The organism is Actimicrobium antarcticum, from assembly GCF_039536745.1.
GTDB classification, from domain to species: domain Bacteria; phylum Pseudomonadota; class Gammaproteobacteria; order Burkholderiales; family Burkholderiaceae_D; genus Actimicrobium; species Actimicrobium antarcticum.
The window spans coordinates 42,249-66,432 of sequence record NZ_BAAAZE010000008.1 but is presented as its reverse complement, the minus strand read 5'-3'; the positions used below and the strand labels follow the sequence as shown (position 1 = coordinate 66,432).

The following is a 24,184-nucleotide window of genomic DNA, read 5'->3' as shown; positions in this document are numbered from 1 at the left end:
TCGCGGTTTTTGTCTATAAAGCAGCGGCGTAGATTGCGCGGACGTCGCTGCGTGTTACCTCCCGTGGATTGTTTCCGAGCAACCGCGTCTGCAACATGGCATCGTCTGCCAACCTGTCCAAATCCGCTTCCGTAATCCCTACATCCCGCAGTCTGGTGGCGATGCCGACATCGTCTGCCAGTTGTTCCATCGCCTCTATCATGGCCGTCGATTTTTCGGCGGTGGTTCCGCTGGTTCCCGGCACCAGCACATCCGCAAGTTCTGCATACAGCGCGCTGGCCGACGGTGCATTAAATCGCAGCACATGCGGCAGTACCAGCGAGTTCGACAAACCATGTGGGACATGGAAGATGCCGCCGATCGGGTAGGCCAGTGCGTGGACTGCGGCGACGGGTGCATTGGCAAAGGCCTGGCCTGCCAGCATCGCGCCCAGCAGCATGGCCTGACGCGCTTCCAGATCGGTGCCGTGTGTGCAAGCACGCCGCAGGTTGTTGCTGATCAGGTGCAAGGCCTGGCGGGCCAGGGAGTCCGAGAGCGGATTTTTTTTGTGACGCGATGTGTAGGCTTCGATCGCATGCACCATCGCATCGATGCCTGTGGCGGCGGTAATGGCGGGCGGCAGTCCCACTGTCAGCTCCGCATCCAGAATCGCCATGTCGGCGTACAGCATGGGCGAGACCACGCCCATTTTCGTGGTCTCGCCCGTGGTGACAATCGAGATGGGCGTGACTTCCGAGCCGGTACCGGCCGTTGTTGGTATTTGAATAAGTTTTAACCGGGGGCCTTTGACGTTCCCTATACCGTACATGGTCGCCAGTGGCTGCTCGCTCGCAGCGAGAACGGCGATCAGTTTGGCGACGTCCATCGAGCTGCCGCCACCGAGCCCGATGACCAGGTCGATGTCGGATGCACGCGCACGGGCGGCAGCCTGCAAGATAATTGCCTCCGGTGGATCGGCCATGACATCGGCATACACGCTGACCGCGAACCCGGCTTTTTCCAGTGTAGCGATGGGGCCATCGACCAGACCGGTGGCGAGAAAGCCTGGGTCGGTAACAATCAGAATCCTGCTGATGTGATGGAAATTGTCGGCAACCAGCTGTCCTAGCTGCCGGGTCGCCCCTTGCTGACAAACGAGGTGGGGTACGGTGTTGAATGTGAACGGGTTCATGTGGTCTCCTGGAATTTTTTCCTATTGTAGCAACCCGATGCACGGGCAGTGGCGCGGTAAAATATTCGGCGGCAATGAACAGATTCGGGATGGATGGCTATCCCGATGTCTAGTGGTGGCTCTTAACGTGGAATCAGATGAAGAAAGTACGCAGGATATTATTGCCTCACTACACTACCGATCGGCGCTTGCTTTGCGCTGTGTGGCGCTAGCATGGAGCAATTCGCGCTGTTGTACGTGGCGGCTTTTTTAGCTGGATTGGTCGATGCCGTGGTCGGTGGTGGAGGCCTGATTCAATTGCCCGCACTATTTTCGGTGTTCCCGAACATGGCTCCAGCGACATTACTAGGCACGAACAAGTTATCCGGGTTTCTGGGGACCAGTGTGGCAGCGGTCAGCTTTTCTAGACGGGTTAACGTTGAATGGAGCGCTGCATTGCCAGCGGCTGCCGCGGCGTTCGTGTTTGCCTTTGCCGGGGCATTTACGGTAACCCATGTGCCGGCTGATTTTATCCGCAAGTTACTGCCATTTATTCTGATTGGCGTTGGGGCTTACACGCTCAAGAAAAAGGATTTCGGGAGTGTGCATGCGCCTTACCATTCCGGTGTCAAAGAGCGCTGGCTTGCGATTGCTATCGGTGGTGGTGTCGGTTTTTACGACGGGTTTTTCGGGCCGGGTACGGGTAGCTTTCTGGTTTTTCTGTTTGTACGTATTTTTGGGTTCGATTTTCTTGGTGCTTCTGCAGTATCCAAGGTAGTCAACGTGGCCTGCAACGTGTCTGCATTGTTCTGGTTCTGGAACAGTGGTCATGTGCTGTGGCAAATTGGATTGATGATGGGTGCCTGCAATGTTCTCGGATCGTTGGTTGGGAGTCGTCTTGCGATCAAGCACGGCAGCGGATTTGTCAGGAAGTTGTTTTTGGTCGTTGTGCTGTTGTTAATAAGCAAAACAAGTTACGACGCCTTTATTCGGTAGTCAGCGCGAATTACACTCTGTCAATAGAGCTTCACGTGTTTCACGTGAAACAACTACTTTGACCGGGGGTTATAAGTGCTTGCATCTGCCGTGTTTCAACGCTCAGACACTGGACGTAGCGAAATCCATCAAAAAACCTATGGCCTGACGCAAACCGAGCGAATGGTGCTGATTCTGGTGGATGGACTCACACCGTTAGCTGAGACTCAAGAAAAACTGAAGGGTTTATCCCCTGAGCGTTTTGAGCGGGCATTCAATCAACTTAAAAGCAAAGACCTGATCGTGGAAGTGATGCTTGCGCCCGATGTTCTACAGCCGGACATTGTCGATCCAGTTGCTGCGGCTCGCTTCCTTCAGCAAGATCCGCTCGATCCAGTGACCATCGTGTCTTTTGACGCTGATAGCGATTTCGGCATGGAGCTATACGGCGAGCGTGGTATGGATCGTGGCGTGAACGCTATCAGTGGCAACGCAGCGGCAGGACCCGCGTTAACTGTGAACCTTCTCAGTGCTGCTGTCGGGGTTGCTCCATCACTGGTGAGTGTGGACTTCCATATCCCGCTTAAGAAGCAACCGCAAACTACCAACGTATTCAGGATGGATGCGGGCGCTGAGACAAGGGAGGTTGGTCTAATCGGACCTAAAATACCGGTGAAGAAGCGTTTATATATGCCGTGGGGACCGCTGATGATGGCCGCCGGGTGCTTGCTTCTTGCGGCTTCCGTCGTTCTCAGATTGATGCGTTAATATGGTTTCACGTGAAACAAGCGTGTCATCACCAACCGACGATCACGCTACCGTCAATGAATGAGTCGGTGGTGCAGCACGCAATGCCCCTATAATCTCGCTTCAGTCCACCGTACATCGAGCAGAATCATGCAATACCCATCAGAATTTGACGTCATCGTGATCGGCGGAGGCCACGCCGGTACGGAAGCTGCGCTCGCAGCAGCGCGAATGGGGCAAAAAACTTTGCTCCTGAGTCACAATATCGAGACCCTCGGACAGATGTCCTGCAATCCCTCGATCGGGGGCATAGGCAAGGGGCATCTGGTGCGGGAAGTCGATGCGATGGGTGGTGCAATGGCAATCGCCACCGATGAAGCCGGCATCCAGTTTCGTATTCTGAATTCATCAAAGGGCCCAGCAGTGCGTGCCACGCGCGCGCAGGCCGACCGCATCTTGTACAAGCAGGCGATCCGGTCCCGCCTCGAAAATCAGCCCAATCTTTGGCTATTCCAGCAGGCAGTGGACGACCTGATGGTGGAAGGTGATCGCGTCGTTGGTGCGGTTACCCAGATCGGAATTCAATTCCGCGCACGCTCGGTCGTACTCACTGCCGGCACTTTTCTTGATGGAAAGATTCATGTTGGATTGAATAATTATGCAGCAGGGCGTGCTGGTGACCCGCCAGCTGTCTCCCTATCGGCCCGACTGAAAGAGTTGCGCATGCCGCAAGGACGCCTGAAAACCGGGACGCCTCCGCGCTTGGATGGCCGTAGTATTGATTTTTCCGTGATGCAGATACAGCCAGGTGATATCGACCCCGTGCCGGTATTTTCGGTCATGGGTTCGGCTGCCATGCATCCGGCCCAACTGCCATGCTGGATCACGCACACCAATGAACGCACGCATGACATTATCCGTAGCGGTCTGGATCGCAGCCCGATGTATACCGGCGTGATCGAGGGTGTCGGACCGCGCTATTGCCCATCGATCGAAGACAAGATCCATCGTTTCGCTGGTAAATCGTCGCATCAGATTTATCTGGAGCCGGAGGGATTGACTACCCACGAGATTTATCCGAACGGTATCTCAACCAGTTTGCCTTTTGATATACAGCTCGCACTGGTTCGCTCGATGGTCGGTCTGGAGCAGGCGCATATTCTGCGTCCGGGATATGCGATCGAATATGACTACTTTGATCCACGCGGATTGAAATCCTCCCTCGAAACCAAAGCAATTCAGGGGCTGTTTTTTGCTGGACAAATCAATGGTACGACCGGATACGAAGAGGCCGCGGCACAAGGCATGCTGGCCGGGTTGAACGCCGCGTTGCAAACTCAGGGCAGGGCGGCCTGGTGTCCAGGGCGTGACCAGGCTTATCTTGGTGTACTGGTCGATGACCTGATTACCCAAGGCGTGCAGGAACCCTATCGGATGTTTACAAGTCGGGCCGAATACCGGCTTAGCCTGCGTGAAGACAACGCCGATATGCGCCTGACCGAAATCGGTCGTGAACTAGGTTGTGTGGGCGACACGCAATGGGCTGCTTTCGAACAAAAGCGCGAAGCAGTTGCGCGCGAACTGGAGCGCTTGCGTTCCACGTGGATCAGCCCCCGCGTGCTGGCCGACGCCGAAGGTGAGCGGGTGCTGGGAAAAGCGATTGAGCGGGAATATGCGCTGGCCGACCTGTTGCGTCGCCCGAACGTTACCTATGCCGCTTTGCTGGGCATGACCGGTATCGATGGCCAATCACTCGCCGGCCCCGGAGTGTCTGACCCGATCGTGCGCGAGCAAGTTGAAATCCAGTTGAAATACGCCGGTTACATCGACCGTCAGGCAAAGGAAGTCGAACGCCATGAGCACTTCGAGCAGCTGAAATTGCCTGCCGAGTTTGACTATCTGGCAGTCACCGCGCTATCGATGGAAGTACGGCAAAAGCTGCATTTCAACCGCCCGGAAACGATAGGCCAGGCATCCCGGATGTCGGGCGTGACACCTGCCGCGATTTCGCTGTTGCTGGTGCACTTGAAAAAGGGCGGATTCAATGAGTTTCAATCCGTGCCTGTTACCGCTGATGTTGCCACCTGAGCCTTGCCAATAATGACTGTTTTGAATCGTGAAGTACTGACACAAGCGCTGCGCCAGGGCGTCGATCAACTCGACCTGGATCTTACGCCGGCAACCATCGATCGCTTGATTGATTACGTTGCCTTGCTCTGCAAATGGAATGCCGTCTATAACCTGACCGCAGTGCGCGACCCCTTGCAAATGGTGACACAGCATTTGCTGGATTCGCTGGCCGTGATCCCTGCATTTTTTCACGTGAAACACGTGCTCGATGTTGGCGCCGGTGGTGGACTGCCGGGGATGGTGCTGGCGATCTGGGCGCAACAGGCCGAACCGGCGATGCGCATATCGATGATCGATACCGTCCACAAGAAGACCGCTTTTCTGACGCAGGCAAAAGTTGAACTGGGCCTTGCCAACGTCACGATACATACCGCGCGGGTCGAACAGCTGAAGGTGGTGCAGCCATTTGACGTCATCACGTCGCGTGCGTTTGCAGAGCTCGCTGACTTCGTGAACTGGTCGGGCCACTTGCTCGACGAGGGCGGCAAGTTCATCGCCATGAAGGGGCAGCTTCCCCACGACGAAATCAGCCGGTTGCCGGATGGCTGGACGGTGACTGAGATCCGCCCTGTGACGGTGCCGGGACTGCATGCCGAACGCCATTTGATTTTCATTGAAAGACATGCAGCATGAGTCATTTTTATCGCACCATGGTTTCTGGTCTTGCTCCACTACTTTTGATGGTGCAGCTTGGCAGCGCCGGGGCGCAGACGGTAACGCCTGTCACGGAACTTGATCTGAACCGCTACGCCGGAAAATGGGTCGAAATTGCCCGTTTGCCTAACAAGTTCCAGAAAGACTGTGTCAGTAACGTCACTGCCAACTACGTCAAGCGCAGCGATGGCGAGATCGATGTTATCAATAGATGCAAAAAAGCCAATGGCGCAGTCGAGGAAGCCGTCGGTCGTGCGCGCATACCGAATCTACAAATGACTTCAAAACTGAAAGTACGTTTTGCGCCGCAATGGTTATCCTGGCTGCCTATGGTGTGGGCAGATTACTGGGTTGTCGATTTGTCCACGGATTATTCGCTGGCCGCCGTCGGTGGACCTACCCATGAGTACTTGTGGATACTTGCCCGTTCGCCAGAGGTCGCAGAACCGAGCTACCAGGCGCTGCTGCAGCGACTGACCGCACAGGGCTTTGATACCGCCAAACTCGTCAGGACGCTGCAGGATTCATCGAAATGAGTATCGCCGTTCAACCGTCCTGCCACTACGCCGAGAGCAATTAAAAACAATGGCTAAAATATTTTGTGTTGCAAACCAGAAGGGTGGGGTAGGCAAGACCACGACAGCAGTCAACCTTGCGGCAGGGCTGACCCGGATCGGCCAACGCGTGATGCTGGTCGACCTCGATCCGCAAGGTAATGCAACGATGGGTGCGGGCATCAACAAAGCGACCCTGAAAGTCTCTATCTATGAAGTCTTGCTGGGCATGTCCGACGTCGCCAGCGCCCGCCTGAGATCCGAGAATGGCGGATTTGACGTGTTGCCCGCGAACCGGGAACTGGCCGGCGCCGAAGTCGAGATGGTCGAACTCGACAATCGTGAAAAGCGGTTGAAAGATGCACTGAGCCTGGTGGCTGACGACTACGATTTCATCCTGATCGACTGTCCACCTGCCTTGTCGATACTGACCCTGAACGGCCTGTGTGCGGCCAACGGCGTCATCATTCCGATGCAGTGTGAATATTACGCACTGGAAGGGCTGTCCGATCTGGTCAATACGATCAAGAAAGTGCATGCCAAGCTCAACACGGATTTGAAAATCATCGGCCTGTTGCGGGTCATGTTTGATCCGCGCATGACGTTGTCGCAGCAAGTCTCCGCACAACTGGAACAGCATTTCGGTGACAAGGTATTCAAAACCATGATCCCCCGAAATATTCGCCTGGCCGAAGCGCCTTCTTACGGGATGCCGGGTGTTAACTTCGATCCCGGTTCCAAAGGTGCGCAGGCGTACATCGCATTCGGTGCCGAGATGGTCGAACGTATCAAAACAATGTAAAGAAATCATGGCCACAAAAAAACACAAAAGCGGCCTCGGTCGCGGTCTGGAAGCATTGCTAGGCGGTTCTACTGATCTGGATGACGCCGTTCTGAACGTCCCTGGTGCGCCATCAATACTGTCGGTGGATGTCCTGCAGGCCGGAAAATATCAGCCGCGTCTTCGCATGGACGAGGGTGCGCTGAACGAACTGGCGGCGTCCATCAAGGCGCAGGGCGTCTTGCAGGCCATTCTGGTGCGACCGATTGCGGCACTTGATGGTGTCGCTCGTTATGAAATCATTGCGGGCGAGCGCCGTTTCAGAGCCGCGCAATTAGCCGGCCTCACGGAAGTGCCGGTGCTGGTCAAGGATGTCGAAGATCAGACCGCGGCTGCCATGGCCCTGATTGAAAACATCCAGCGCGAAGACCTGAATCCGCTCGAAGAAGCGCAGGGCATTCACCGTCTGATTACGGACTTTGAATTCACGCACGAACAAGCCGCCGGTGCGGTTGGGCGCTCACGCAGCGCGGTGTCGAATTTGTTGCGCTTGCTGAACCTGGCCAAGCCGGTGCAGACCATGCTGATGGCAGGTGACATCGACATGGGGCATGCCCGTGCGCTGCTGGCAGTCGACGCCGCTACCCAGATCACGCTGGCCAACCAGATCGTCGCCAAGCGCATGTCGGTACGTGAGGCCGAAAAACTGGTGAAGCGTGCCACTACCGAGCAGTCATTGGCACCAACGCTGTCCAAGTCAAACTCGAAGTCGCGCGACTACACCGGACTTGAAGAAGAATTGTCCGATATATTGGCGACCAAGGTAGCGATCAAAATCAACTCCGAAAAAAAAGGTCAAATACTTATCGATTTCGCCGATCTCGATTCACTCGACGGTTTGCTTGCGAGATTGCGCTCCACGGCCTGATCGTTCACAAAAAACCCGGTTCAGCAAACCGGGTAGCCGCACCGCAGCGATCTACTAGGACGCAAAATGATAAACCGGTAAATTTATTTGCGCCATTCCAAGGCAGGGGACAGCATTGTGCCCCCTTGCAGTGCGCCAAATAATTGACTGGTCCTTCGGAAACCACTTATAATCCCGTGGCTTCCGAATACCCACATTACGCACTCATTTCCCGCATATCAAAGCCGAATCACAGGCGATGTGCAACCGACCTTGGACAAGCATGTTGCGAATCGTATTTTTGCAGTTCGCAGCGACACTGGTCGTCAGTCTGATTGCTGGTGCGTTGGCCGGAGTCGCCGGGTTTTTGTCGGCGCTGTTGGGTGGACTGTGTTGTGTAGTTCCGAATGGCCTGTTTGCGCTGCGACTGTTTGCTGATTCCCGCAAACCCGGCGGTGCCAACCCGGTGTCATTTTTTATTGGTGAATTTGTAAAGATTGCATTGACGGTGGCGCTCCTGGGCGCGACTGCATGGCTGTACCGCGACTTGAACTGGCTGGCGCTCATCGCTGCCTTCGTCGTGGCACTGAAAAGTTACATCATTCTATTATTTAGGCACTGACATGACGACTGAAGCGATTGCTGGCGCGGCTGCGGAACACGCACCGACTGCCTCTGAATACATCGTTCACCACCTGGGACATCTGTCCACCAAGCACCAGGACAAAATCATCGATTTCTCGATCCTCAACATGGATACCATTTTCTGGTCCGTGTTTGCTGGCGTCGTCGGCTGCCTGGTGATGTACATGGCAGCGCGCAAGGCAACTTCCGGAGTGCCGGGTCGCTTCCAGGCTGCAGTCGAAATGGTCTACGAGATGGTAGACAATCAGGCGAAATCAATCGTCCATGGCGATCGCAGTTTCATCGCTCCGCTGGCACTGACGATTTTTGTCTGGGTCGCTCTCATGAATTCGCTCGACTTCCTGCCGGTCGACATGTTCTCCGGTTTGTTCAGCTATTTTGGTATCGAACATATTTTCCCGCATCACCGCGTGGTTCCAACCGCTGACCTCAATGGCACCATGGGGATCGCGCTTGGTGTATTCGCACTGATGATCTATTACAACCTGAAAATCAAGGGTGTCGGCGGCTTCATTCATGAACTCTTCGCTGCGCCCTTCGGTATCTGGCTTGCCCCGTTCAACTTGCTCCTCAACGTGATTGAATTTGCCGCGAAGACCGTATCACTGGCCATGCGACTGTTCGGAAACATGTTTGCAGGCGAGTTGCTGTTCCTGCTGATTGCATTGCTCGGTTCGACTGCTACCGTGTTCGGTTTCGCCGGCCACGTCCTCGCAGGTACTATCTGGGCAATCTTCCATATCCTGATCGTGTTCCTGCAGGCATTCATTTTCATGATGCTGACGCTGGTGTATATCGGCCAGGCGCACGAAGGGCATTGATCGGTTTCAGGTTTTGAAATTGTTGTATTGGTACGCTGGTTTTTTGATTTGATTTTTATATTTATTTTAACTTTTAAGGAATTGTCATGACTGACCTCTCATTCGTAGCATTGGCGTGTGGTTTGATTATCGGCCTGGGCGCCATTGGTGCTTGTATCGGTATCGCTATCATGGGCGGTAAGTATCTTGAAGCATCGGCTCGCCAACCAGAATTGATGAATGCACTGCAAACCAAAATGTTCCTGCTGGCTGGTCTGATCGATGCTGCGTTCCTGATCGGTGTTGGTATCGCCATGTTGTTTGCCTTCGCAAACCCGTTCATCGCCAAGTAATTCGCTGCTCGTGGCCGCGCTCCGTTCCGGAGTGTCGGCCGACCGTATTCTGCTAAGGAAAATACCATGAACCTCAATGCAACTTTGATTGCACAGTTCGTGGTCTTCTTCATCCTCGCTGGCTTCACGATGAAATTCGTATGGCCACCGTTGACGAAAGCGCTCGATGAGCGTGCCAAGAAGATCGCGGACGGTTTGGCTGCGGCCGAACGTGGCAAGGCCGAAATGGCTGCCGCAGAGAAGCGTGTTCAGGCACAACTGGCATCGGCTAACGATGCTGGTCAAAAGCGGATCAGCGATGCTGAGAAGCGTGCCCAGGGCATCATTGACGAAGCCAAGAACACAGCCTCCGCTGAAGCCGCGCGCATTCTTGCCGCTGCCAAGGCAGAAGCCGATCAGCAAGTGACCCAGGCCCGCGAAGCATTGCGTGATCAGGTCGCGACTCTGGCGGTGAAAGGTGCTGAACAGATTCTGAAGCGTGAAGTCAATGCAGCCGTCCACGCTGACCTGTTGACCCAACTGAAAACAGAGCTGTAATCATGGCCGAACTCGCAACGATTGCCCGTCCTTACGCCGAAGCCCTGTTTCGCATCGCACAGTCCGAAGATCTGGCCGCCTGGTCGTCCCTGGTGTCGGAGATGGCCCGGGTTGCTGCAGATCCTGATCTGCAAGCCCTGACGCACAACCCGAAGATTTCGGACGCCGATATTGCCTCCACGTTTTTGTCAGCGGTTAAATCACCTGTCAACGCCGAAGTCAATAACTTCGTCACGATGCTGATCGAGAACGGTCGCCTGACCTCGCTGCCCGAAATCGACGCTCAGTTCCAAGTATTGAAAAATACTCTGGAAGGCGCCGCGGATGCGGAAATCGTCAGCGCGTTCGACTTGTCATCGGCTCAGGTCAGTGAGTTGATCGCTACACTGGAAAAGAAATTCGGTCGCAAACTCAATCCGTTAGTGTCGGTCGATCCGTCGCTCATTGGTGGTGTGCGCGTTGTTGTCGGTGACGAAGTGCTCGACACGTCGGTGCGCGCAAAGCTGCAACAGATGCAGGTCGCGCTCACCGCGTAACCAGCAAAACTTGCTCTTCGCGTAAGCCAGAGAATAATTTTAGGAGTTTATATGCAACTCAACCCGTCCGAAATCAGCGAACTGATCAAGAGCCGGATTCAAGGTCTCAGCGATAGCGCCGAGATCCGCAATCAGGGTACGGTCATTTCCGTATCCGATGGTATTTGCCGCATCCACGGTCTGTCCGACGTCATGCAAGGCGAGATGCTGGAATTTCCAGGTAACACCTTCGGCCTCGCGCTGAACCTCGAGCGTGACTCGGTTGGTTCCGTGATCCTGGGTGATTACGAGCACATCTCCGAAGGCGATACCGTCAAATGTACCGGTCGTATTCTGGAAGTGCCAATTGGTCCTGAGTTGTGTGGCCGCGTGGTCAATGCACTCGGTCAACCGATTGATGGCAAAGGTCCGGTCAACGCCAAGCTGACCGCACCGATCGAAAAGATCGCCCCAGGCGTGATTGCCCGTCAATCCGTATCGCAGCCTATGCAAACCGGTCTGAAGTCGATCGACGCGATGGTACCGATTGGTCGCGGTCAACGCGAATTGATCATTGGCGATCGTCAAACCGGCAAGACCGCGGTAGCGATCGATGCGATCATCAACCAGAAAGGCCAGAACGTAACGTGTATCTACGTTGCAATCGGTCAAAAGGCATCATCGATCAAGAACATCGTGCGCTCGCTCGAGTTGCACAACGCGATGGAATACACGATCGTGGTTGCCGCATCGGCTTCCGAGTCGGCCGCAATGCAGTTCGTTGCGCCGTACGCTGGTTGCGCCATGGGTGAGTACTTCCGCGATCGCGGCGAAGACGCACTGATCGTGTATGACGATCTGTCCAAGCAAGCTGTCGCGTATCGTCAAGTGTCGTTGTTGCTGCGCCGTCCACCAGGTCGCGAAGCGTACCCTGGCGACGTGTTCTACCTGCACAGCCGTTTGCTTGAGCGCGCAGCACGCGTGAACCCGGACTACGTCGAAGCCTTCACCAAGGGTGAAGTCAAGGGCAAGACCGGTTCGCTGACTGCATTGCCGATCATCGAAACTCAGGCGGGCGACGTCTCTGCCTTCGTTCCAACCAACGTGATTTCGATCACCGACGGTCAGATCTTCCTGGAAACCTCATTGTTCAACGCCGGTGTCCGTCCTGCGATTAACGCCGGTATTTCGGTGTCGCGCGTCGGTGGCGCTGCTCAGACCAAGGTCATCAAAAACCTGTCCGGTGGTATTCGTACCGACTTGGCCCAGTACCGTGAATTGGCGGCGTTTGCGCAATTCGCTTCCGACCTCGATGCATCGACCCGCAAGCAGCTCGATCGTGGCGCGCGCGTCACTGAATTGCTGAAGCAGGCACAGTACTCGCCGTTGTCGATTTCGCTGATGGCGTGTTCGCTGTTTGCAGTCAACAAGGGTTACCTCGACGATGTCGAAGTCAAGAAAGTACTCGCGTTCGAATCAGGTCTGCATGGTTTCATGAAGAGCAGCCACGCGGCATTGCTGCAAAAGATCGAAGATACCAAGCAGCTCGACAAGGACGGTGAAGTTGCACTGGCCGCCGCGATTGCAGATTTCAAGAAATCGTTCTGACCCTAACTGTGCATAAGGAGTAATTCAGCATGGCTTCAGGTAAAGAGATTCGAGGCAAGATCAAGAGCGTAGAAAATACGAAGAAGATCACCAAGGCGATGGAAATGGTCGCCGCATCCAAGATGCGCAAAGCGCAAGAGCGGATGCGTGCGGCTCGCCCATACAGCGAAAAGATCCGTAATATCGCGGCCAACCTGTCTCAGGCGAACCCCGAGTACACGCATCCGTTTCTGGTCACGCAAGACAGTGCAAAGCGCGTTGGTTTTGTCGTCGTCACAACCGACAAAGGGTTGTGCGGCGGCTTGAATACCAATGCGCTGCGTTTGCTGACGACCAAAATGCGCGATGTCGAAAGCAAGGGTAGCAAGATTGAAGCCGTCGCAATTGGCAACAAGGGATTCGGATTCCTGAACCGTATCGGTGCGACCATTGTGTCGCATGCCGTGCAGCTCGGTGATGCTCCGCACCTCGACAAGCTGATTGGTCCGGTCAAGGTCTTGCTCGATGCGTATCAGGAAGGTCGTCTTGACGCGGTGTATGTGGTGTACACCAAGTTCATCAACACGATGCGTCAGGAAGCGACTCTTGAGCAACTTCTGCCATTGTCAGCCGACAAGCTGGAAGCCGACAAAGACAGCCACGCCTGGGATTACATCTACGAACCGGATGCCCAGCTGGTCATCGACGAGCTGTTATTGCGTTACGTAGAAGCATTGATTTTCCAGGCAGTCGCAGAAAACATGGCGTCCGAGCAATCGGCGCGTATGGTCGCGATGAAGTCTGCCAGCGATAACGCCGGCAACGTGATTGGTGAATTGAAGCTTGTGTATAACAAGACGCGGCAGGCAGCGATTACGAAAGAATTGTCGGAGATTGTTTCCGGAGCAGCGGCAGTTTAATGCCGCTTACGGGGCAGAGTTGATGAAGCGCCGATGGCGACAATTGACTCTGCCAGCAATTGACTAGTACACAAGACGCGACTCGATTACATGCCGCTTTCAGAGCGAACGCAGGTAACCGGGCTGCCAGGAATTTAAATTACTTTTGAAGGAACGAACATGGCTGACGGCAAAATCGTTCAGTGTATCGGCGCAGTGGTGGACGTTGAGTTCCCGCGCAACGCGATGCCCAAGGTGTACGACGCCTTGAAAATGGAAGGCTCGGAGCTGACACTGGAAGTGCAGCAGCAGTTGGGCGACGGCATTGTCCGTACCATCGCGCTGGGTACGTCCGACGGTTTGCGCCGCGGCATGATTATCCAGAATACCGGCGGACCAATCATGGTGCCAGTCGGTAAAGCAACCCTCGGTCGCATCATGGACGTGTTGGGTAACCCGATCGACGAATGCGGTCCGGTCAGCCACGAAAAGATGGCATCGATCCATCGCAAGGCACCTGCGTATGACGAGTTGTCGCCATCGCAAGACCTGCTCGAAACCGGTATCAAGGTGATCGACCTGGTGTGTCCGTTTGCCAAGGGCGGTAAAGTTGGCCTGTTCGGCGGCGCTGGTGTCGGCAAGACCGTGAACATGATGGAACTGATCAACAACATCGCCAAGGCACACAGCGGCTTGTCCGTGTTTGCCGGTGTTGGTGAGCGTACGCGTGAAGGTAATGACTTCTATCACGAGATGGCTGACGCCAAAGTGGTCGATCTGGAAAATCCGGAGAACTCCAAAGTCGCCATGGTCTACGGTCAGATGAATGAACCGCCAGGTAACCGTCTGCGCGTTGCGCTGACCGGACTGACTATCGCGGAAAGTTTCCGCGATGAAGGTAAAGACGTTCTGTTCTTCGTTGATAATATTTACCGCTTCACACTGGCCGGTACCGAAGTCTCCGCACTGCTGGGCCGTATGCCATCCGCCGTCGGTTACCAGCCAACACTGGCCGAAGAAATGGGCCGTCTGCAAGAGCGCATCACATCGACCAAAGTCGGCTCGATCACCTCGATTCAGGCCGTCTACGTTCCTGCGGATGACTTGACCGACCCATCGCCAGCAACCACCTTTGCTCACCTGGATTCCACCGTCGTTCTGTCGCGTGACATCGCTTCGCTGGGTATCTATCCTGCGGTCGATCCACTCGATTCAACCTCGCGCCAGCTTGATCCGCTCGTCGTTGGCCAGGACCACTACGACACAGCCCGTGCGGTACAAGGTATCCTGCAGCGCTACAAGGAATTACGCGACATTATCGCGATTCTGGGCATGGATGAATTGGCTCCGGAAGACAAACTGCTGGTCGCGCGTGCTCGCAAGATGCAGCGTTTCCTGTCACAGCCATTCCACGTTGCTGAAGTATTTACTGGCGCGCCTGGTAAGTACGTGTCGCTGAAGGACACGATCAACGGCTTCAAGATGATCGCCTCCGGCGAACTCGATCACCTGCCAGAGCAAGCGTTCTACATGGTCGGCACGATCGAAGAAGCAATCGAAAAAGCCAAGAAGACTCAGTAATTGTTGCCTGCCGGCGTCTGGACTACCTGGCGCCGGTTACACGATGACTGACTCATTGAACAGATAAGGTTTCAAGATGGCACACACTATTCACGTTGATGTGGTTTCGGCAGAAACGCAGATCTTTTCCGGTGAAGCCGAATTCGTCGCATTGCCGGGCGAGTCTGGCGAACTGGGTATCTACCCGGGCCATACGCCACTGATCACCCGCATCAAACCGGGCACCGTCCGCATCAAGGTTGCAGGTCAGGCCGAGATGGAATTGGTGTTCGTCGCTGGTGGTATTCTGGAAGTGCAACCAAACGCCGTCACCGTTCTGGCCGATACCGCAATTCGCGGTACCGACCTCGATGAAGCCAAGGCATTGGAAGCCAAGCGTCTTGCAGAAGAAGCGATGATCAACCAGGAATCAAAAATCGACTACGCAGCGGCGCAAGCTGAATTGTCGGTGGCGATTGCCCAGTTGGCAGCGATCCAGCGCTTGCGTCAAAAGCGTTAAGCAGCAGGCAGCGCGCAGCAAATGAAAAAGCAGCCTCGGCTGCTTTTTTGCATTCCAGGGGAGTGTGTAATTGGCTGATCGGGCCCGATGCATGTAGTCTGATCTGATCAGGCAGGCGAGAGCGTTGTCGTCGTATCCCTGCCGAACATCACCACCTGGTTGCGCCCTTGCTCCTTGGCACGATACATTGCCTTGTCCGCCATCCGGATAAACATCTCGGCAGTTTGCTCATCGTCAGGTATCAGTACGGCAACACCAATACTGGTGGTCACGCAGCCCACAGCCAGTGGCGACTTGGCATGTGGTAACGCTAGCGCTTCCAGTGCTCCACGAATACCTTCGGCGAGCCCCATCGCGCTAGCGGCATCGGTATCGACCGCGAGCATCACGAATTCTTCGCCGCCGTAGCGCGCAACCAAGTCGCTCGCCCGTCGAGCGTGCGACTGCATCAGGCGAGCCACCTTGCGCAGGCAAACATCGCCTTCCTGATGGCCGTAATGGTCATTGTAATTTTTGAAGAAATCGACATCGAGCATCATCAGCGCGAGCGGCTTGCCGGTGCGCGCTGCACGATGCAATTCCGCGAGCAAGACCGTATCGAAGTGACGCCGGTTCGCAATACCGGTAAGTCCATCGGTCAGGCTCAATGATGCCAGCTTGTGGTTGGCTTCTTCCAGATCGCGTGTGCGCTCTCCGACCCGCTCTTCCAGTCGTTCGTGTTCCTGGGCGATTTTTGTCGCCATGTCATTGAACTGTTGCGATAGCGTGGACAGTTCGTCGTCTCCCTCTTGCGTCATGCGAATCGCGTAATTGCCCTTCTCAGCTTGCTTCATGCTATCGATGAGCTCTTCCAGCGGGGTCGAGATACTGCGTGAAATGAGGTAAGCCAACACGATCGACGCCGCAAAACAGAGCAATCCGATGAGGATGATCTGGTTGCGGACAGATTTGGCTTCAGACAGTAAATTTCCGTACGGAATTGAACTGACCACAAACCAGCTGGTGCGCGGAATCTGGGCATATGCGGCAACATATTTGCCCGACGGATTATCCTGCGTGTTCGCGACCGATTTCACGTCATAGATCAGGAACCCAACGCTTCGTCGTTGCGCCAGGCTAGATCGTATGTCATCCAGTAATGTCTGATCGGGCGTCGTCGTTGCGGCGATTGCTGACTTGCTCGCCGTCTTGAGCAGCACGCTTCCTGTCCGTGAATCCAGGACCGATATCCCACTGCCGCTACCCAGATCGACATTGTCGAAGACCCCGGCGAAATGTGACTGGTCGACACCTAAAAAAAGACTGCCGGCGCCACGCCCGTTCGCCTTGAAATAAATATCACGCAACATGACGATGCTCTTGTCGCCACCGAAGACGTCCAGAGTGGTCCAGTAAGGCCGGCCCTTCGGGCCGGTGGCATGTTCGACCAGCCGGACCACTGCCGCGCTCAATTGCGGAAAGACCTGCGCATCCATGATCTTCATGTCCGTACCAAGAAAATATTTCTGGTTGATGTAGTCGAATGAACCATACGCATCCAGCAGGATTTTGGTCATGTCTGCGCGTGCACGTACGCGTTCAGCGTCGTTCTCGCCCGCATAGCGCAACAATCCCGATTGTACGTCGTCCGATAACACCAGCGCCTGGCTATCCGATTCCACTTGGGCCATTTGCAGCTGGACGTTTTTGGCGACTTGCTTGACGATCTCGGTCGAAAAGATGCGAGCGTTGTTCTCGATGGATTTACCCGATTCGCTGTACGAGATGATCCCTGTCACCAACAGTGGTAACAGGGACAGCAGGATGAACGAGCCCATGAGTCGATAGCGGATTCCGATTTTCCGCAACCAGTCAATCGAGTTTGCGACGGGATATGTGTTCATTGATCGTATCGAGCGCCAATTGTCATTGCTAAAAAACGGGATTATTTGTTGTCTATCCGGGCTTCGTTCTTCACCGAGTCATCCAGACGTTGCGCCGCGCCTTGCGGCGTTTCTTTCCCGAACAGGACGTCTTGCAGTAAGGTATGCGTCAGTGTAATCGTCGACGCTGGCAGGAACGCGTAGTACGGACTGGCGGTGACCGGATAAGCGCTGATTGCGTCGATATACGCGGCGATCTTCGGGTTGCTGACCATCGTACCCTGCACAACTTTCATCGGTGCGATGTTCTGCCGTTTGTTCTGCTGCATGGGATAGCCTTCGCCCGTCATGAACTCGAGAAATTGAAGAGCAGCCGCTTTATTGGGCGTGTCGCTAACTGCGAAACCCGTCTCGCTGCCAATGACCGGCACAGCCATTTTGCCGTGCGCATTCCATGGAGGAAGAAAAACTCCGGTGTTAAATCCATCGCCATCCATCAACAGCCCCGAAGCCCAGGTTCCATGAAATGCCATTGCCACCTTGCCTTCAGTGAATAACTTGATGCCTTCATCGTAGTTGGTGTTCATGAAATTCTTTTGTACATAGCCCCGCTCTGCGATGAGCTTGATCTTGCCAAAGATATCAGCGCCTTCTGTCGTCGCCAGATCCAGGCTGCCATTGGCGATTTCCTTTTTCCAGTCCGGGTGGGTCGCCACGATATTGTTGGCGAATCCTGAACTGAACGGACCATTGCCCAGCACATTCGGAAAGCCGCCATTCCAGATGATCGGCGTCAATCCGGCTTGTTTCAGCTGCGCGCAGACCGCCAGGAATGCCTCAAAATCAGCAGGAAGCGCGGTAATGCCTGCCTTCCGGAACATCGATTCGTTGTAATAAACCAGGGTCGCTGCGACACCACCAGAGATGCCGAAATGCTTGCCTTTGTTACTGGTCCAGTCGGGCTTCAGGCTGTCGAGCATGTTTGCCCAGGCGAAGGTCGTCCCCAAATCAGCCAGGAAGCCCTGATCGGCTAACTCCGCAGCGTAGGCATTCGGATTGACAGAAACTATATCGGGCAGCGTATTGGACGCGACTTTTGGCTTGATGTTTTCTTCGACTGAATTACCGATCATGAATTGCACGTTGACATGGATCGACGGATGGGCTGCCGTGAATGCCGCGGCGGTTTGCAACATTTGCTCCGGCCAGTCAGGTGCCCAGATTAGTGCAGTAATGGTAATTGGCGCCTGGATAGAGGGCGCGGGGTCCTGGTTCGTACGAGAGCAGCCGGCGGCCAATAGCGCGATGCCAAGCATTGCGACAACATGGGCGAGCTGTGTTGAAAATTTCATTGGCGCAATTATCGACATGTTGCGTTGGAGGTTACGTCAATGCTTGACATGGTGAGTGCGTCGCGCGAGACAACGCGCTAGTTCCTGTTATTAATTTCCATAAAGCAAAGCGCAGCTAGTGTACCCGTAGTTAGTTGGTTTTGGTCCGAAGTAGTGGGCATCTTCCGGGCCGGGTAGCTGTAATGGCAGGCTGGCATCGTCGTCGCTTTTTTCGCTGTGGAAGTACAATCGGTGCGTCGCGTTTTATCGTCACTTTCCGATCGGAGAACTCATGAAATTCAGTACCCAGTTTCGCCCGAAAAAATCCTTCAAAGTCAACGATAGTGATGCCGGCGACAAGCCCTTGTCGAGCGGAGACAAGGCCAAGGACAAACTGGCGGTCGATGCGCTGGCGCAGCAAATTGCCGAACTGCAGAATGTGTTTTATGCGGCGCACAAACGCAAGTTACTGTTGGTATTGCAGGGCATGGATACCTCCGGAAAAGATGGCACCGTCAAAGATGTACTGGGTCGCATCGATCCACTGGGTATCCGCAGCGTCGCTTTCAAGGCACCAACTACCATTGAAAAAGAACACGATTACCTGTGGCGCATCCACCGTGAAATGCCGGCCCAGGGCGAGATCGTTATTTTCAACCGCAGCCATTACGAAGACGTGCTCATCACGCGCGTCCATGACTGGATCAATGATGACGAAGTCCAGCGCCGACTGGCCCAGATACGCGATTTTGAACGGATGCTGAGCGAGACCGGTACCGTGGTCCTGAAGTTCTTTTTGCATATCTCGAAAGATCAGCAAAAGAAGCGCCTCGAAGACCGCATTGCCGACCCCGACAAGCACTGGAAGTTTGATTTGCAGGATATCGAAGAGCGTAAATCATGGGATGCCTACCAGAGTGCCTACACCACGGCCATCAACGCAACCGATGCGGACCACGCACCGTGGTTTGTGATTCCGGCCGACTCGAAAACCCACCGCAACCTGGTGATTGCGTCGATCGTGCTGGAAATACTGGAAGGCATGAAGCTGGCGTATCCACCGGCCAAGCCTGAGTTGAAAGACCTGAAAATCATCTGATGCCGGTCGGGCGTGATCGCCGCAGCATACTATTTTTCAGGCGGTGCTTTCGGCGATAATACGGCCTTCTCCGATGTTGTCAGGATCAGCCCGATGTCCACCAAGTTTGCTCCGCTCAAGAACGATACCTTCCTGCGCGCTCTGTTGCGCCAGCCTACCGATTACACCCCTGTCTGGCTCATGCGCCAGGCCGGTCGCTACCTGCCGGAATACCGCGCTACCCGTGCCCGGGCCGGTTCCTTCCTCGGGCTCGCCAAAAATCCCGATTACGCCACCGAAGTGACGTTGCAGCCGCTGGACCGGTTCCCGCTGGATGCTGCGATTCTGTTCTCGGATATTCTCACCGTGCCTGACGCGATGGGGCTGGGTCTGTATTTCGCGGATGGCGAAGGACCAAAATTCGAACGGCCGTTACGCGACGAGGCCGCGGTGATGGCATTGCAGGCACCCGACCTGGGCGACCTGCAATATGTCTATGACGCGGTAACCCAGATCCGCACCGAGCTCGATGGTCGCGTGCCACTAATCGGTTTTTCAGGCAGTCCCTGGACACTTGCCTGTTATATGGTCGAAGGCGGTGGGTCGGATGATTTCCGTCGGGTCAAGAGCATGTTGTACGACCGGCCTGACCTGATGCACCGAATCCTGTCGATTAACGCTACCGCAGTAGCCGGTTACCTGAATGCCCAGATCGCTGCCGGCGCTCAGGCCGTGATGATTTTTGATAGCTGGGGGGGCGCTCTCGCCGATGGGGCGTACCAGAAATTTTCGCTCGATTACATGCGGGAAGTCGTTGCTCAGTTGCATCTGGATCAGGACGGTGTGCGGATTCCCTGCATCGTCTTCACCAAGGGTGGCGGCTTGTGGCTGGATCAGATTGCCGATATCGGTGCCGATGCAGTTGGCCTGGACTGGACGGTCAATCTTGGCAAGGCACGCGCGCTGGTCGGTGATCGCGTGGCCTTGCAGGGAAATCTGGATCCGGTTGCGTTGTTTGCCAAGCCAGAACAGATCCGCGCCGAAGTCTCCAGCGCACTGGCTTCGTACGGTCCGCCGGGCGCGGGTCATGGTCACGTATTCAATCTTGGTCACGGAATCTCGCAGTTCACGTCACCGGACGCCGTCGCGGTGATGGTCGAGGCGGTCCATACGATCAGCAAATCGATGCGCTGACTACTCTGTTTGCCCGCAAAAGCTATCTGCGGTGCAGCATAGTTCGGGCAGATTTTCAATCTTATTCACAAAAATAGTGTTGCTTCATCGAATACAAAAATTTTTTTGAAAATTTTTTTTATCCAAATTATATTTTCCAAGTCATTGATTTATAAAGACATTTTTTTTGCTTCTGTAATCAGCAATTTGTCAAACCCCGCGTCCGCATTGGGCTGGAGACCTGTCAAGCCTTACTTGTCCACAAAGTTATCCACAGATATTGTGGATAGCAGCAAAAGTGCTTATGAAACGGTGGGTTACGTGCGTTCTTCAAGCTTTACATGAGGTATGGAGATCGGTGGGGATTGCTTTTCGCTAGCGGCGGTGTTGACACAACTTGTTTTTTCCGCTCCTCGATATGACTGGGAATGTCACCATCAATTGAGATAAAGAAACAAAAAGTCAACACGAAATATTCCGGATATTTTTACTTATTCACAAAATAAACCTTGCGTTGCTAGGCAAGATTTTGTTTTAAATTTGTTTAAATATGAGAGCCTCAAATTCCAATGTATTGATTTTAAACAGTTTTATTTTTGCTTTTCTTTTAAGCATTTGCTACGAACCCGCATGGATGCTGGCTTGGCAGGCTATCAAGAGGCCGTTATCCACAAAGTTATCCACAGACACTGTGGATATTAATAAAAATGCTTATGAAACCGATAGTTAGCCAAATTCTTCATGCTTCACCTTAAGTCGTGAAGGAATTCATTCTGCAAGTAGCGCTTGATGCGCCACTCGACTTTTGTTTTGATTACCGCTGGGAGGGCGCTCCGGGCGCGGATGTGTTGCCACAGGTTGGGCAACTTGCCATCGTCCCGTTTGGGCGGCGTGAAGTGGCCGGGATGATTGTCGGTATCGGTGATCAGACCGACGTCCCCGCGGACAAACTGAAAAATGCGCTGGCGGTACATCGACAGTTGCCGCCGCTGAGTCGCGAGTGGCTCGCGCTGTGCCGGTTTGCTGCCGATTACTATCATCGACCGCTGGGCGAGGTGGTTATTCCGGCGCTGCCAAAAAACCTGCGCGGGCTGAAAACCGTCTCGCTGGATCGCGCCCTCAAAAAACTCAACAAGCCACGCGAAGCGCACAACGCCACGCCGGCGAACGTCCCCGCGCTCAATCCAGCCCAGCAGGATGCTGCCGACGCGATTGCCGGGGCTACCGGTTTCGCGCCGCATTTGCTGTATGGCGTCACCGGCAGTGGCAAGACCGAAGTGTATTTGCATGCGGCCGCCACCATCCTCAGTCAGGCCAACAACCACGACAACCCGGCGCAGATCCTGATCATGGTGCCCGAGATCAACCTGACGCCGCAGCTGGAAGGCAATATCCGGGCACGTTTCCCGAACGTGATGGTGGCGACGCTGCACAGCGGTCTGGCCGAAGGCGAGCGGCTGGGCAACTGGCTGGCCGCGCATCTGGGCCACGCCCGCATCATTCTCGGTACACGCCTGGCATTGCTGGCGTCGCTGCCGCACCTGAAGCTAATCATCATTGATGAGGAACATGATCCTTCGTACAAGCAACAGGAGGGATTGCGCTATTCAGCGCGTGACCTGGCGGTCTGGCGCGCACGCCAGCTAGCGATTCCGCTGGTATTGGGTTCGGCAACGCCGTCGCTGGAAACCTGGCATCACGCCCAGTCAGGACGCTATCGCCAGCTCGATCTGCGTGAACGGGCCGTGCGCGACGCGGTACTGCCGACGGTTCGGCTCATCAACATGGAACACGACAAACCATTTGAAGGCATCACGTCGACCCTGCTGGCGGCGCTGAAGCTGCGTCTCGACCGCGGCGAGCAATCCCTGCTGTTCCTGAACCGACGGGGCTATGCACCCGTGCTGGCGTGCGACGCATGCGGCTGGATCAGCAATTGCACGCGTTGTACGGCCTTCATGGTCCTGCACAAACCCGACCATCGGCTGCGCTGCCATCACTGCGGGCTGGAGCACCGTATTCCGAAAGCCTGTCCGACTTGCGGCAATGTCGATATCCAGCCGCTGGGACGCGGTACGCAGCGGGTCGAAGAGGGTTTGCAAAGCCTGCTGCCGACTGCGCGCCTGTTGCGTATCGATGCCGATTCGACCCGCCGCAAGGGCAGCGCTCAGGCGGCATTCGACAGCGTGCATCGCGGCGATGTCGATATCCTGATCGGCACCCAGATGGTTGCCAAAGGCCATGACTTCCAGAATCTGACACTGGTCGGCATTCTGAACCCGGATACCGCGCTGTTTTCGCAGGATTACCGCGCCAGCGAACGGTTGTTTGCTCAATTGATGCAGGTGGCGGGACGGGCGGGGCGGGTCGCGCAAAAGGAGGGGGGCAGCGCCAGCGAGGTGCTGATCCAGACGCGCTATCCGCAACATCCGCTGTATGCCGCGATCATCGCGCACAACTACGACCGTTTTGCCAACGAGTTATTGGCAGAGCGACGGCAGGCCGGCTTGCCGCCGTTTATTTTCCAGGCCTTGCTGCGGGCCGAAGCGCGCGAACTGAGCATCGCCCTGGAGTTCCTGCACACCGCCGCCGCCGCCGTGACGCAGAGCGGCATCATCATCAACGACCCGATTCCGATGACCATGACGCGGGTCGCCAATGTCGACCGGGCGCAGCTGCTCGTTGAATGCCCGTCACGTCCTGCGTTACAGGCATACCTGTCGGTCTGGATTGCCGCGTTACGCCAGATCAAGACGCGGGCGCGCTGGTCGGTTGAAATCGATCCCGTCGATATCTGACCGGGTTCGCTGCCGATCAGCCCAGCTTGCCTTCCTGTGCCATTTGCCGGATCAGGCGGATCGTATCGATATCGGCTTCTTCGTAGGCTGACAGACGAAACTCGTTGTAGAACGCATCAACCGACCCGGCTGCTTCGGCATGCGTGTCTTCATACGCAAACCGGACGAAGAACAGATCCGGTTGGGGTTCCTCGATCGTCATTGTCAGCGATGACGGCGCAATATCTTTTTGCTCGGGAATGGCGTAGAGCACCGTGTGCTCGGGGGTCAGCGTGACCAGATCGAGAATTTCAAGGTCGCCGTATCGCAATGTTCGCGTAAATCCGGTGCCGGACACAGCACTGATTGTGCAGCCGTCCAGATACGGAACGAACAAGGCGGGTTCTTGCGCACGCAAAACCAATCCTTGCCATAGTTGGTTGCGCGTTAGCGCATCCACCAAGGGAAGTAGCGGATCATTGATTTGGATCAAGTGGTTGAACTTCATACAATTTGTAATTTCTTTCGACATAAAAAACAGGCGACGATTTTAATCCCCGTAGACGGCTTTGCAACAACTTGCTTGCGAACACATGACCCGTGACTACTGGCCTGAGCGGCATCGACAGATGACGTTAGGAAAAACCCA

23 protein-coding genes are annotated in these 24,184 nt (G+C 55.1%); 19 read left to right on the top strand and 4 right to left on the bottom strand.

Annotated features, from left to right (window positions below; all coding sequences use genetic code 11):
- Positions 1 to 13: 13 nt before the first annotated feature.
- Entirely contained in the window at positions 14 to 1,171 is a 1,158-nt protein-coding gene (locus tag ABD720_RS08105) for an iron-containing alcohol dehydrogenase (protein WP_344762764.1), read from the bottom strand.
- 213 nt (positions 1,172 to 1,384) lie between these two features.
- Between ABD720_RS08105 and ABD720_RS08100 the strand changes: the two genes are divergently transcribed.
- The 16 genes from ABD720_RS08100 to ABD720_RS08025 all read left to right on the top strand — a co-directional run bounded on the left by ABD720_RS08100 (position 1,385) and on the right by ABD720_RS08025 (position 15,314).
- A complete protein-coding gene (locus tag ABD720_RS08100) occupies positions 1,385 to 2,146 on the top strand; it encodes a TSUP family transporter (protein ID WP_344762763.1) in 762 nt (253 codons plus the stop codon).
- A 75-nt stretch (positions 2,147 to 2,221) separates the two neighbouring features.
- Complete coding sequence (locus ABD720_RS08095; RefSeq protein WP_344762762.1) at positions 2,222 to 2,893, top strand: hypothetical protein; 672 nt, start codon at positions 2,222 to 2,224, stop codon at positions 2,891 to 2,893.
- Between the two features lie 129 nt (positions 2,894 to 3,022).
- A complete protein-coding gene (mnmG, locus tag ABD720_RS08090; RefSeq protein ID WP_344762761.1) occupies positions 3,023 to 4,960 on the top strand; it encodes a tRNA uridine-5-carboxymethylaminomethyl(34) synthesis enzyme MnmG in 1,938 nt (645 codons plus the stop codon).
- Between the two features lie 12 nt (positions 4,961 to 4,972).
- Positions 4,973 to 5,635 carry a 16S rRNA (guanine(527)-N(7))-methyltransferase RsmG gene (gene rsmG, locus ABD720_RS08085; protein ID WP_344762760.1) on the top strand — a complete coding sequence of 221 codons (663 nt, stop codon included), beginning with the start codon at positions 4,973 to 4,975 and terminating at the stop codon, positions 5,633 to 5,635.
- Positions 5,632 to 6,192: a lipocalin family protein gene (locus ABD720_RS08080; RefSeq protein ID WP_344762759.1), complete on the top strand. Its 561-nt coding sequence runs from the start codon at positions 5,632 to 5,634 to the stop codon at positions 6,190 to 6,192. Before rsmG ends, ABD720_RS08080 begins: the two co-directional genes overlap by 4 nt.
- Before the next feature lie 49 nt (positions 6,193 to 6,241).
- Positions 6,242 to 7,012: a ParA family protein gene (locus ABD720_RS08075; protein WP_344762758.1), complete on the top strand. Its 771-nt coding sequence runs from the start codon at positions 6,242 to 6,244 to the stop codon at positions 7,010 to 7,012.
- A 7-nt stretch (positions 7,013 to 7,019) separates the two neighbouring features.
- Entirely contained in the window at positions 7,020 to 7,919 is a 900-nt protein-coding gene (locus ABD720_RS08070) for a ParB/RepB/Spo0J family partition protein (RefSeq protein ID WP_344762757.1), read from the top strand.
- A gap of 262 nt (positions 7,920 to 8,181) precedes the next feature.
- A complete protein-coding gene (locus ABD720_RS08065) occupies positions 8,182 to 8,520 on the top strand; it encodes an ATP synthase subunit I (protein ID WP_344762756.1) in 339 nt (112 codons plus the stop codon).
- A gap of 16 nt (positions 8,521 to 8,536) precedes the next feature.
- The gene (gene atpB / locus ABD720_RS08060; RefSeq protein ID WP_425547971.1) at positions 8,537 to 9,364 is read left to right on the top strand and encodes a F0F1 ATP synthase subunit A; all 828 of its coding nucleotides are present in this window, start codon (positions 8,537 to 8,539) and stop codon (positions 9,362 to 9,364) included.
- A gap of 86 nt (positions 9,365 to 9,450) precedes the next feature.
- Positions 9,451 to 9,696, top strand: coding sequence for a F0F1 ATP synthase subunit C (gene atpE / locus ABD720_RS08055; protein WP_009664937.1), 246 nt, complete (start codon positions 9,451 to 9,453; stop codon positions 9,694 to 9,696).
- A gap of 66 nt (positions 9,697 to 9,762) precedes the next feature.
- Positions 9,763 to 10,233 (top strand): F0F1 ATP synthase subunit B, encoded by a 471-nt coding sequence (locus ABD720_RS08050; protein ID WP_344762754.1) that lies wholly within the window; start codon positions 9,763 to 9,765, stop codon positions 10,231 to 10,233.
- A gap of 2 nt (positions 10,234 to 10,235) precedes the next feature.
- Entirely contained in the window at positions 10,236 to 10,769 is a 534-nt protein-coding gene (locus ABD720_RS08045; protein WP_344762753.1) for a F0F1 ATP synthase subunit delta, read from the top strand.
- A gap of 51 nt (positions 10,770 to 10,820) precedes the next feature.
- Entirely contained in the window at positions 10,821 to 12,356 is a 1,536-nt protein-coding gene (gene atpA, locus ABD720_RS08040; RefSeq protein ID WP_344762752.1) for a F0F1 ATP synthase subunit alpha, read from the top strand.
- A gap of 29 nt (positions 12,357 to 12,385) precedes the next feature.
- Positions 12,386 to 13,255 carry a F0F1 ATP synthase subunit gamma gene (atpG, locus tag ABD720_RS08035; protein WP_344762751.1) on the top strand — a complete coding sequence of 290 codons (870 nt, stop codon included), beginning with the start codon at positions 12,386 to 12,388 and terminating at the stop codon, positions 13,253 to 13,255.
- A gap of 159 nt (positions 13,256 to 13,414) precedes the next feature.
- Positions 13,415 to 14,815: a F0F1 ATP synthase subunit beta gene (gene atpD, locus ABD720_RS08030; protein ID WP_344762750.1), complete on the top strand. Its 1,401-nt coding sequence runs from the start codon at positions 13,415 to 13,417 to the stop codon at positions 14,813 to 14,815.
- Positions 14,816 to 14,891: 76 nt separating this feature from the next.
- On the top strand, positions 14,892 to 15,314 hold the full coding sequence (locus tag ABD720_RS08025; protein WP_344762749.1) for a F0F1 ATP synthase subunit epsilon: 423 nt from the start codon (positions 14,892 to 14,894) through the stop codon (positions 15,312 to 15,314).
- Positions 15,315 to 15,421: 107 nt separating this feature from the next.
- On the opposite strand, the gene ABD720_RS08020 is transcribed toward ABD720_RS08025, so the two are convergent.
- Positions 15,422 to 17,197, bottom strand: a complete 1,776-nt coding sequence (locus tag ABD720_RS08020; protein ID WP_344762748.1) for a sensor domain-containing diguanylate cyclase — start codon at positions 17,195 to 17,197, stop codon at positions 15,422 to 15,424.
- A gap of 41 nt (positions 17,198 to 17,238) precedes the next feature.
- The gene (locus ABD720_RS08015; RefSeq protein ID WP_344762747.1) at positions 17,239 to 18,372 is read right to left on the bottom strand and encodes an ABC transporter substrate-binding protein; all 1,134 of its coding nucleotides are present in this window, start codon (positions 18,370 to 18,372) and stop codon (positions 17,239 to 17,241) included.
- 427 nt (positions 18,373 to 18,799) lie between these two features.
- Here ABD720_RS08015 and ABD720_RS08010 point away from each other — a divergent pair, with 427 nt between their 5' ends.
- From ABD720_RS08010 to ABD720_RS08000, 3 genes are all read left to right on the top strand, one after another.
- Positions 18,800 to 19,606, top strand: coding sequence for a PPK2 family polyphosphate kinase (locus ABD720_RS08010; RefSeq protein ID WP_344762746.1), 807 nt, complete (start codon positions 18,800 to 18,802; stop codon positions 19,604 to 19,606).
- 93 nt (positions 19,607 to 19,699) lie between these two features.
- Positions 19,700 to 20,779: a uroporphyrinogen decarboxylase gene (gene hemE, locus ABD720_RS08005; protein WP_344762745.1), complete on the top strand. Its 1,080-nt coding sequence runs from the start codon at positions 19,700 to 19,702 to the stop codon at positions 20,777 to 20,779.
- Between the two features lie 737 nt (positions 20,780 to 21,516).
- Positions 21,517 to 23,556: a primosomal protein N' gene (locus tag ABD720_RS08000; protein WP_344762744.1), complete on the top strand. Its 2,040-nt coding sequence runs from the start codon at positions 21,517 to 21,519 to the stop codon at positions 23,554 to 23,556.
- A 16-nt stretch (positions 23,557 to 23,572) separates the two neighbouring features.
- Here the strand turns inward: ABD720_RS08000 and ABD720_RS07995 are convergent, their stop codons facing one another.
- On the bottom strand, positions 23,573 to 24,043 hold the full coding sequence (locus ABD720_RS07995) for an SRPBCC family protein (RefSeq protein WP_344762743.1): 471 nt from the start codon (positions 24,041 to 24,043) through the stop codon (positions 23,573 to 23,575).
- Positions 24,044 to 24,184: the final 141 nt, after the last annotated feature.

Bases quoted from the DNA above. Each gene is read 5' to 3' on its own strand.
- ABD720_RS08105 (WP_344762764.1), bottom strand. From the start codon at position 1,171: ATGAACCCGTTCACATTCAACACCGTACCCCACCTCGTTTGTCAGCAA.
- ABD720_RS08100 (WP_344762763.1), top strand. From the start codon at position 1,385: ATGGAGCAATTCGCGCTGTTGTACGTGGCGGCTTTTTTAGCTGGATTG.
- mnmG (WP_344762761.1), top strand. From the start codon at position 3,023: ATGCAATACCCATCAGAATTTGACGTCATCGTGATCGGCGGAGGCCAC.
- rsmG (WP_344762760.1), top strand. From the start codon at position 4,973: ATGACTGTTTTGAATCGTGAAGTACTGACACAAGCGCTGCGCCAGGGC.
- ABD720_RS08080 (WP_344762759.1), top strand. From the start codon at position 5,632: ATGAGTCATTTTTATCGCACCATGGTTTCTGGTCTTGCTCCACTACTT.
- ABD720_RS08075 (WP_344762758.1), top strand. From the start codon at position 6,242: ATGGCTAAAATATTTTGTGTTGCAAACCAGAAGGGTGGGGTAGGCAAG.
- ABD720_RS08070 (WP_344762757.1), top strand. From the start codon at position 7,020: ATGGCCACAAAAAAACACAAAAGCGGCCTCGGTCGCGGTCTGGAAGCA.
- ABD720_RS08065 (WP_344762756.1), top strand. From the start codon at position 8,182: ATGTTGCGAATCGTATTTTTGCAGTTCGCAGCGACACTGGTCGTCAGT.
- atpE (WP_009664937.1), top strand. From the start codon at position 9,451: ATGACTGACCTCTCATTCGTAGCATTGGCGTGTGGTTTGATTATCGGC.
- ABD720_RS08050 (WP_344762754.1), top strand. From the start codon at position 9,763: ATGAACCTCAATGCAACTTTGATTGCACAGTTCGTGGTCTTCTTCATC.
- ABD720_RS08045 (WP_344762753.1), top strand. From the start codon at position 10,236: ATGGCCGAACTCGCAACGATTGCCCGTCCTTACGCCGAAGCCCTGTTT.
- atpA (WP_344762752.1), top strand. From the start codon at position 10,821: ATGCAACTCAACCCGTCCGAAATCAGCGAACTGATCAAGAGCCGGATT.
- atpG (WP_344762751.1), top strand. From the start codon at position 12,386: ATGGCTTCAGGTAAAGAGATTCGAGGCAAGATCAAGAGCGTAGAAAAT.
- atpD (WP_344762750.1), top strand. From the start codon at position 13,415: ATGGCTGACGGCAAAATCGTTCAGTGTATCGGCGCAGTGGTGGACGTT.
- ABD720_RS08025 (WP_344762749.1), top strand. From the start codon at position 14,892: ATGGCACACACTATTCACGTTGATGTGGTTTCGGCAGAAACGCAGATC.
- ABD720_RS08020 (WP_344762748.1), bottom strand. From the start codon at position 17,197: ATGAACACATATCCCGTCGCAAACTCGATTGACTGGTTGCGGAAAATC.
- ABD720_RS08015 (WP_344762747.1), bottom strand. From the start codon at position 18,372: ATGTTGCAAACCGCCGCGGCATTCACGGCAGCCCATCCGTCGATCCAT.
- ABD720_RS08010 (WP_344762746.1), top strand. From the start codon at position 18,800: ATGAAATTCAGTACCCAGTTTCGCCCGAAAAAATCCTTCAAAGTCAAC.
- hemE (WP_344762745.1), top strand. From the start codon at position 19,700: ATGTCCACCAAGTTTGCTCCGCTCAAGAACGATACCTTCCTGCGCGCT.
- ABD720_RS07995 (WP_344762743.1), bottom strand. From the start codon at position 24,043: ATGAAGTTCAACCACTTGATCCAAATCAATGATCCGCTACTTCCCTTG.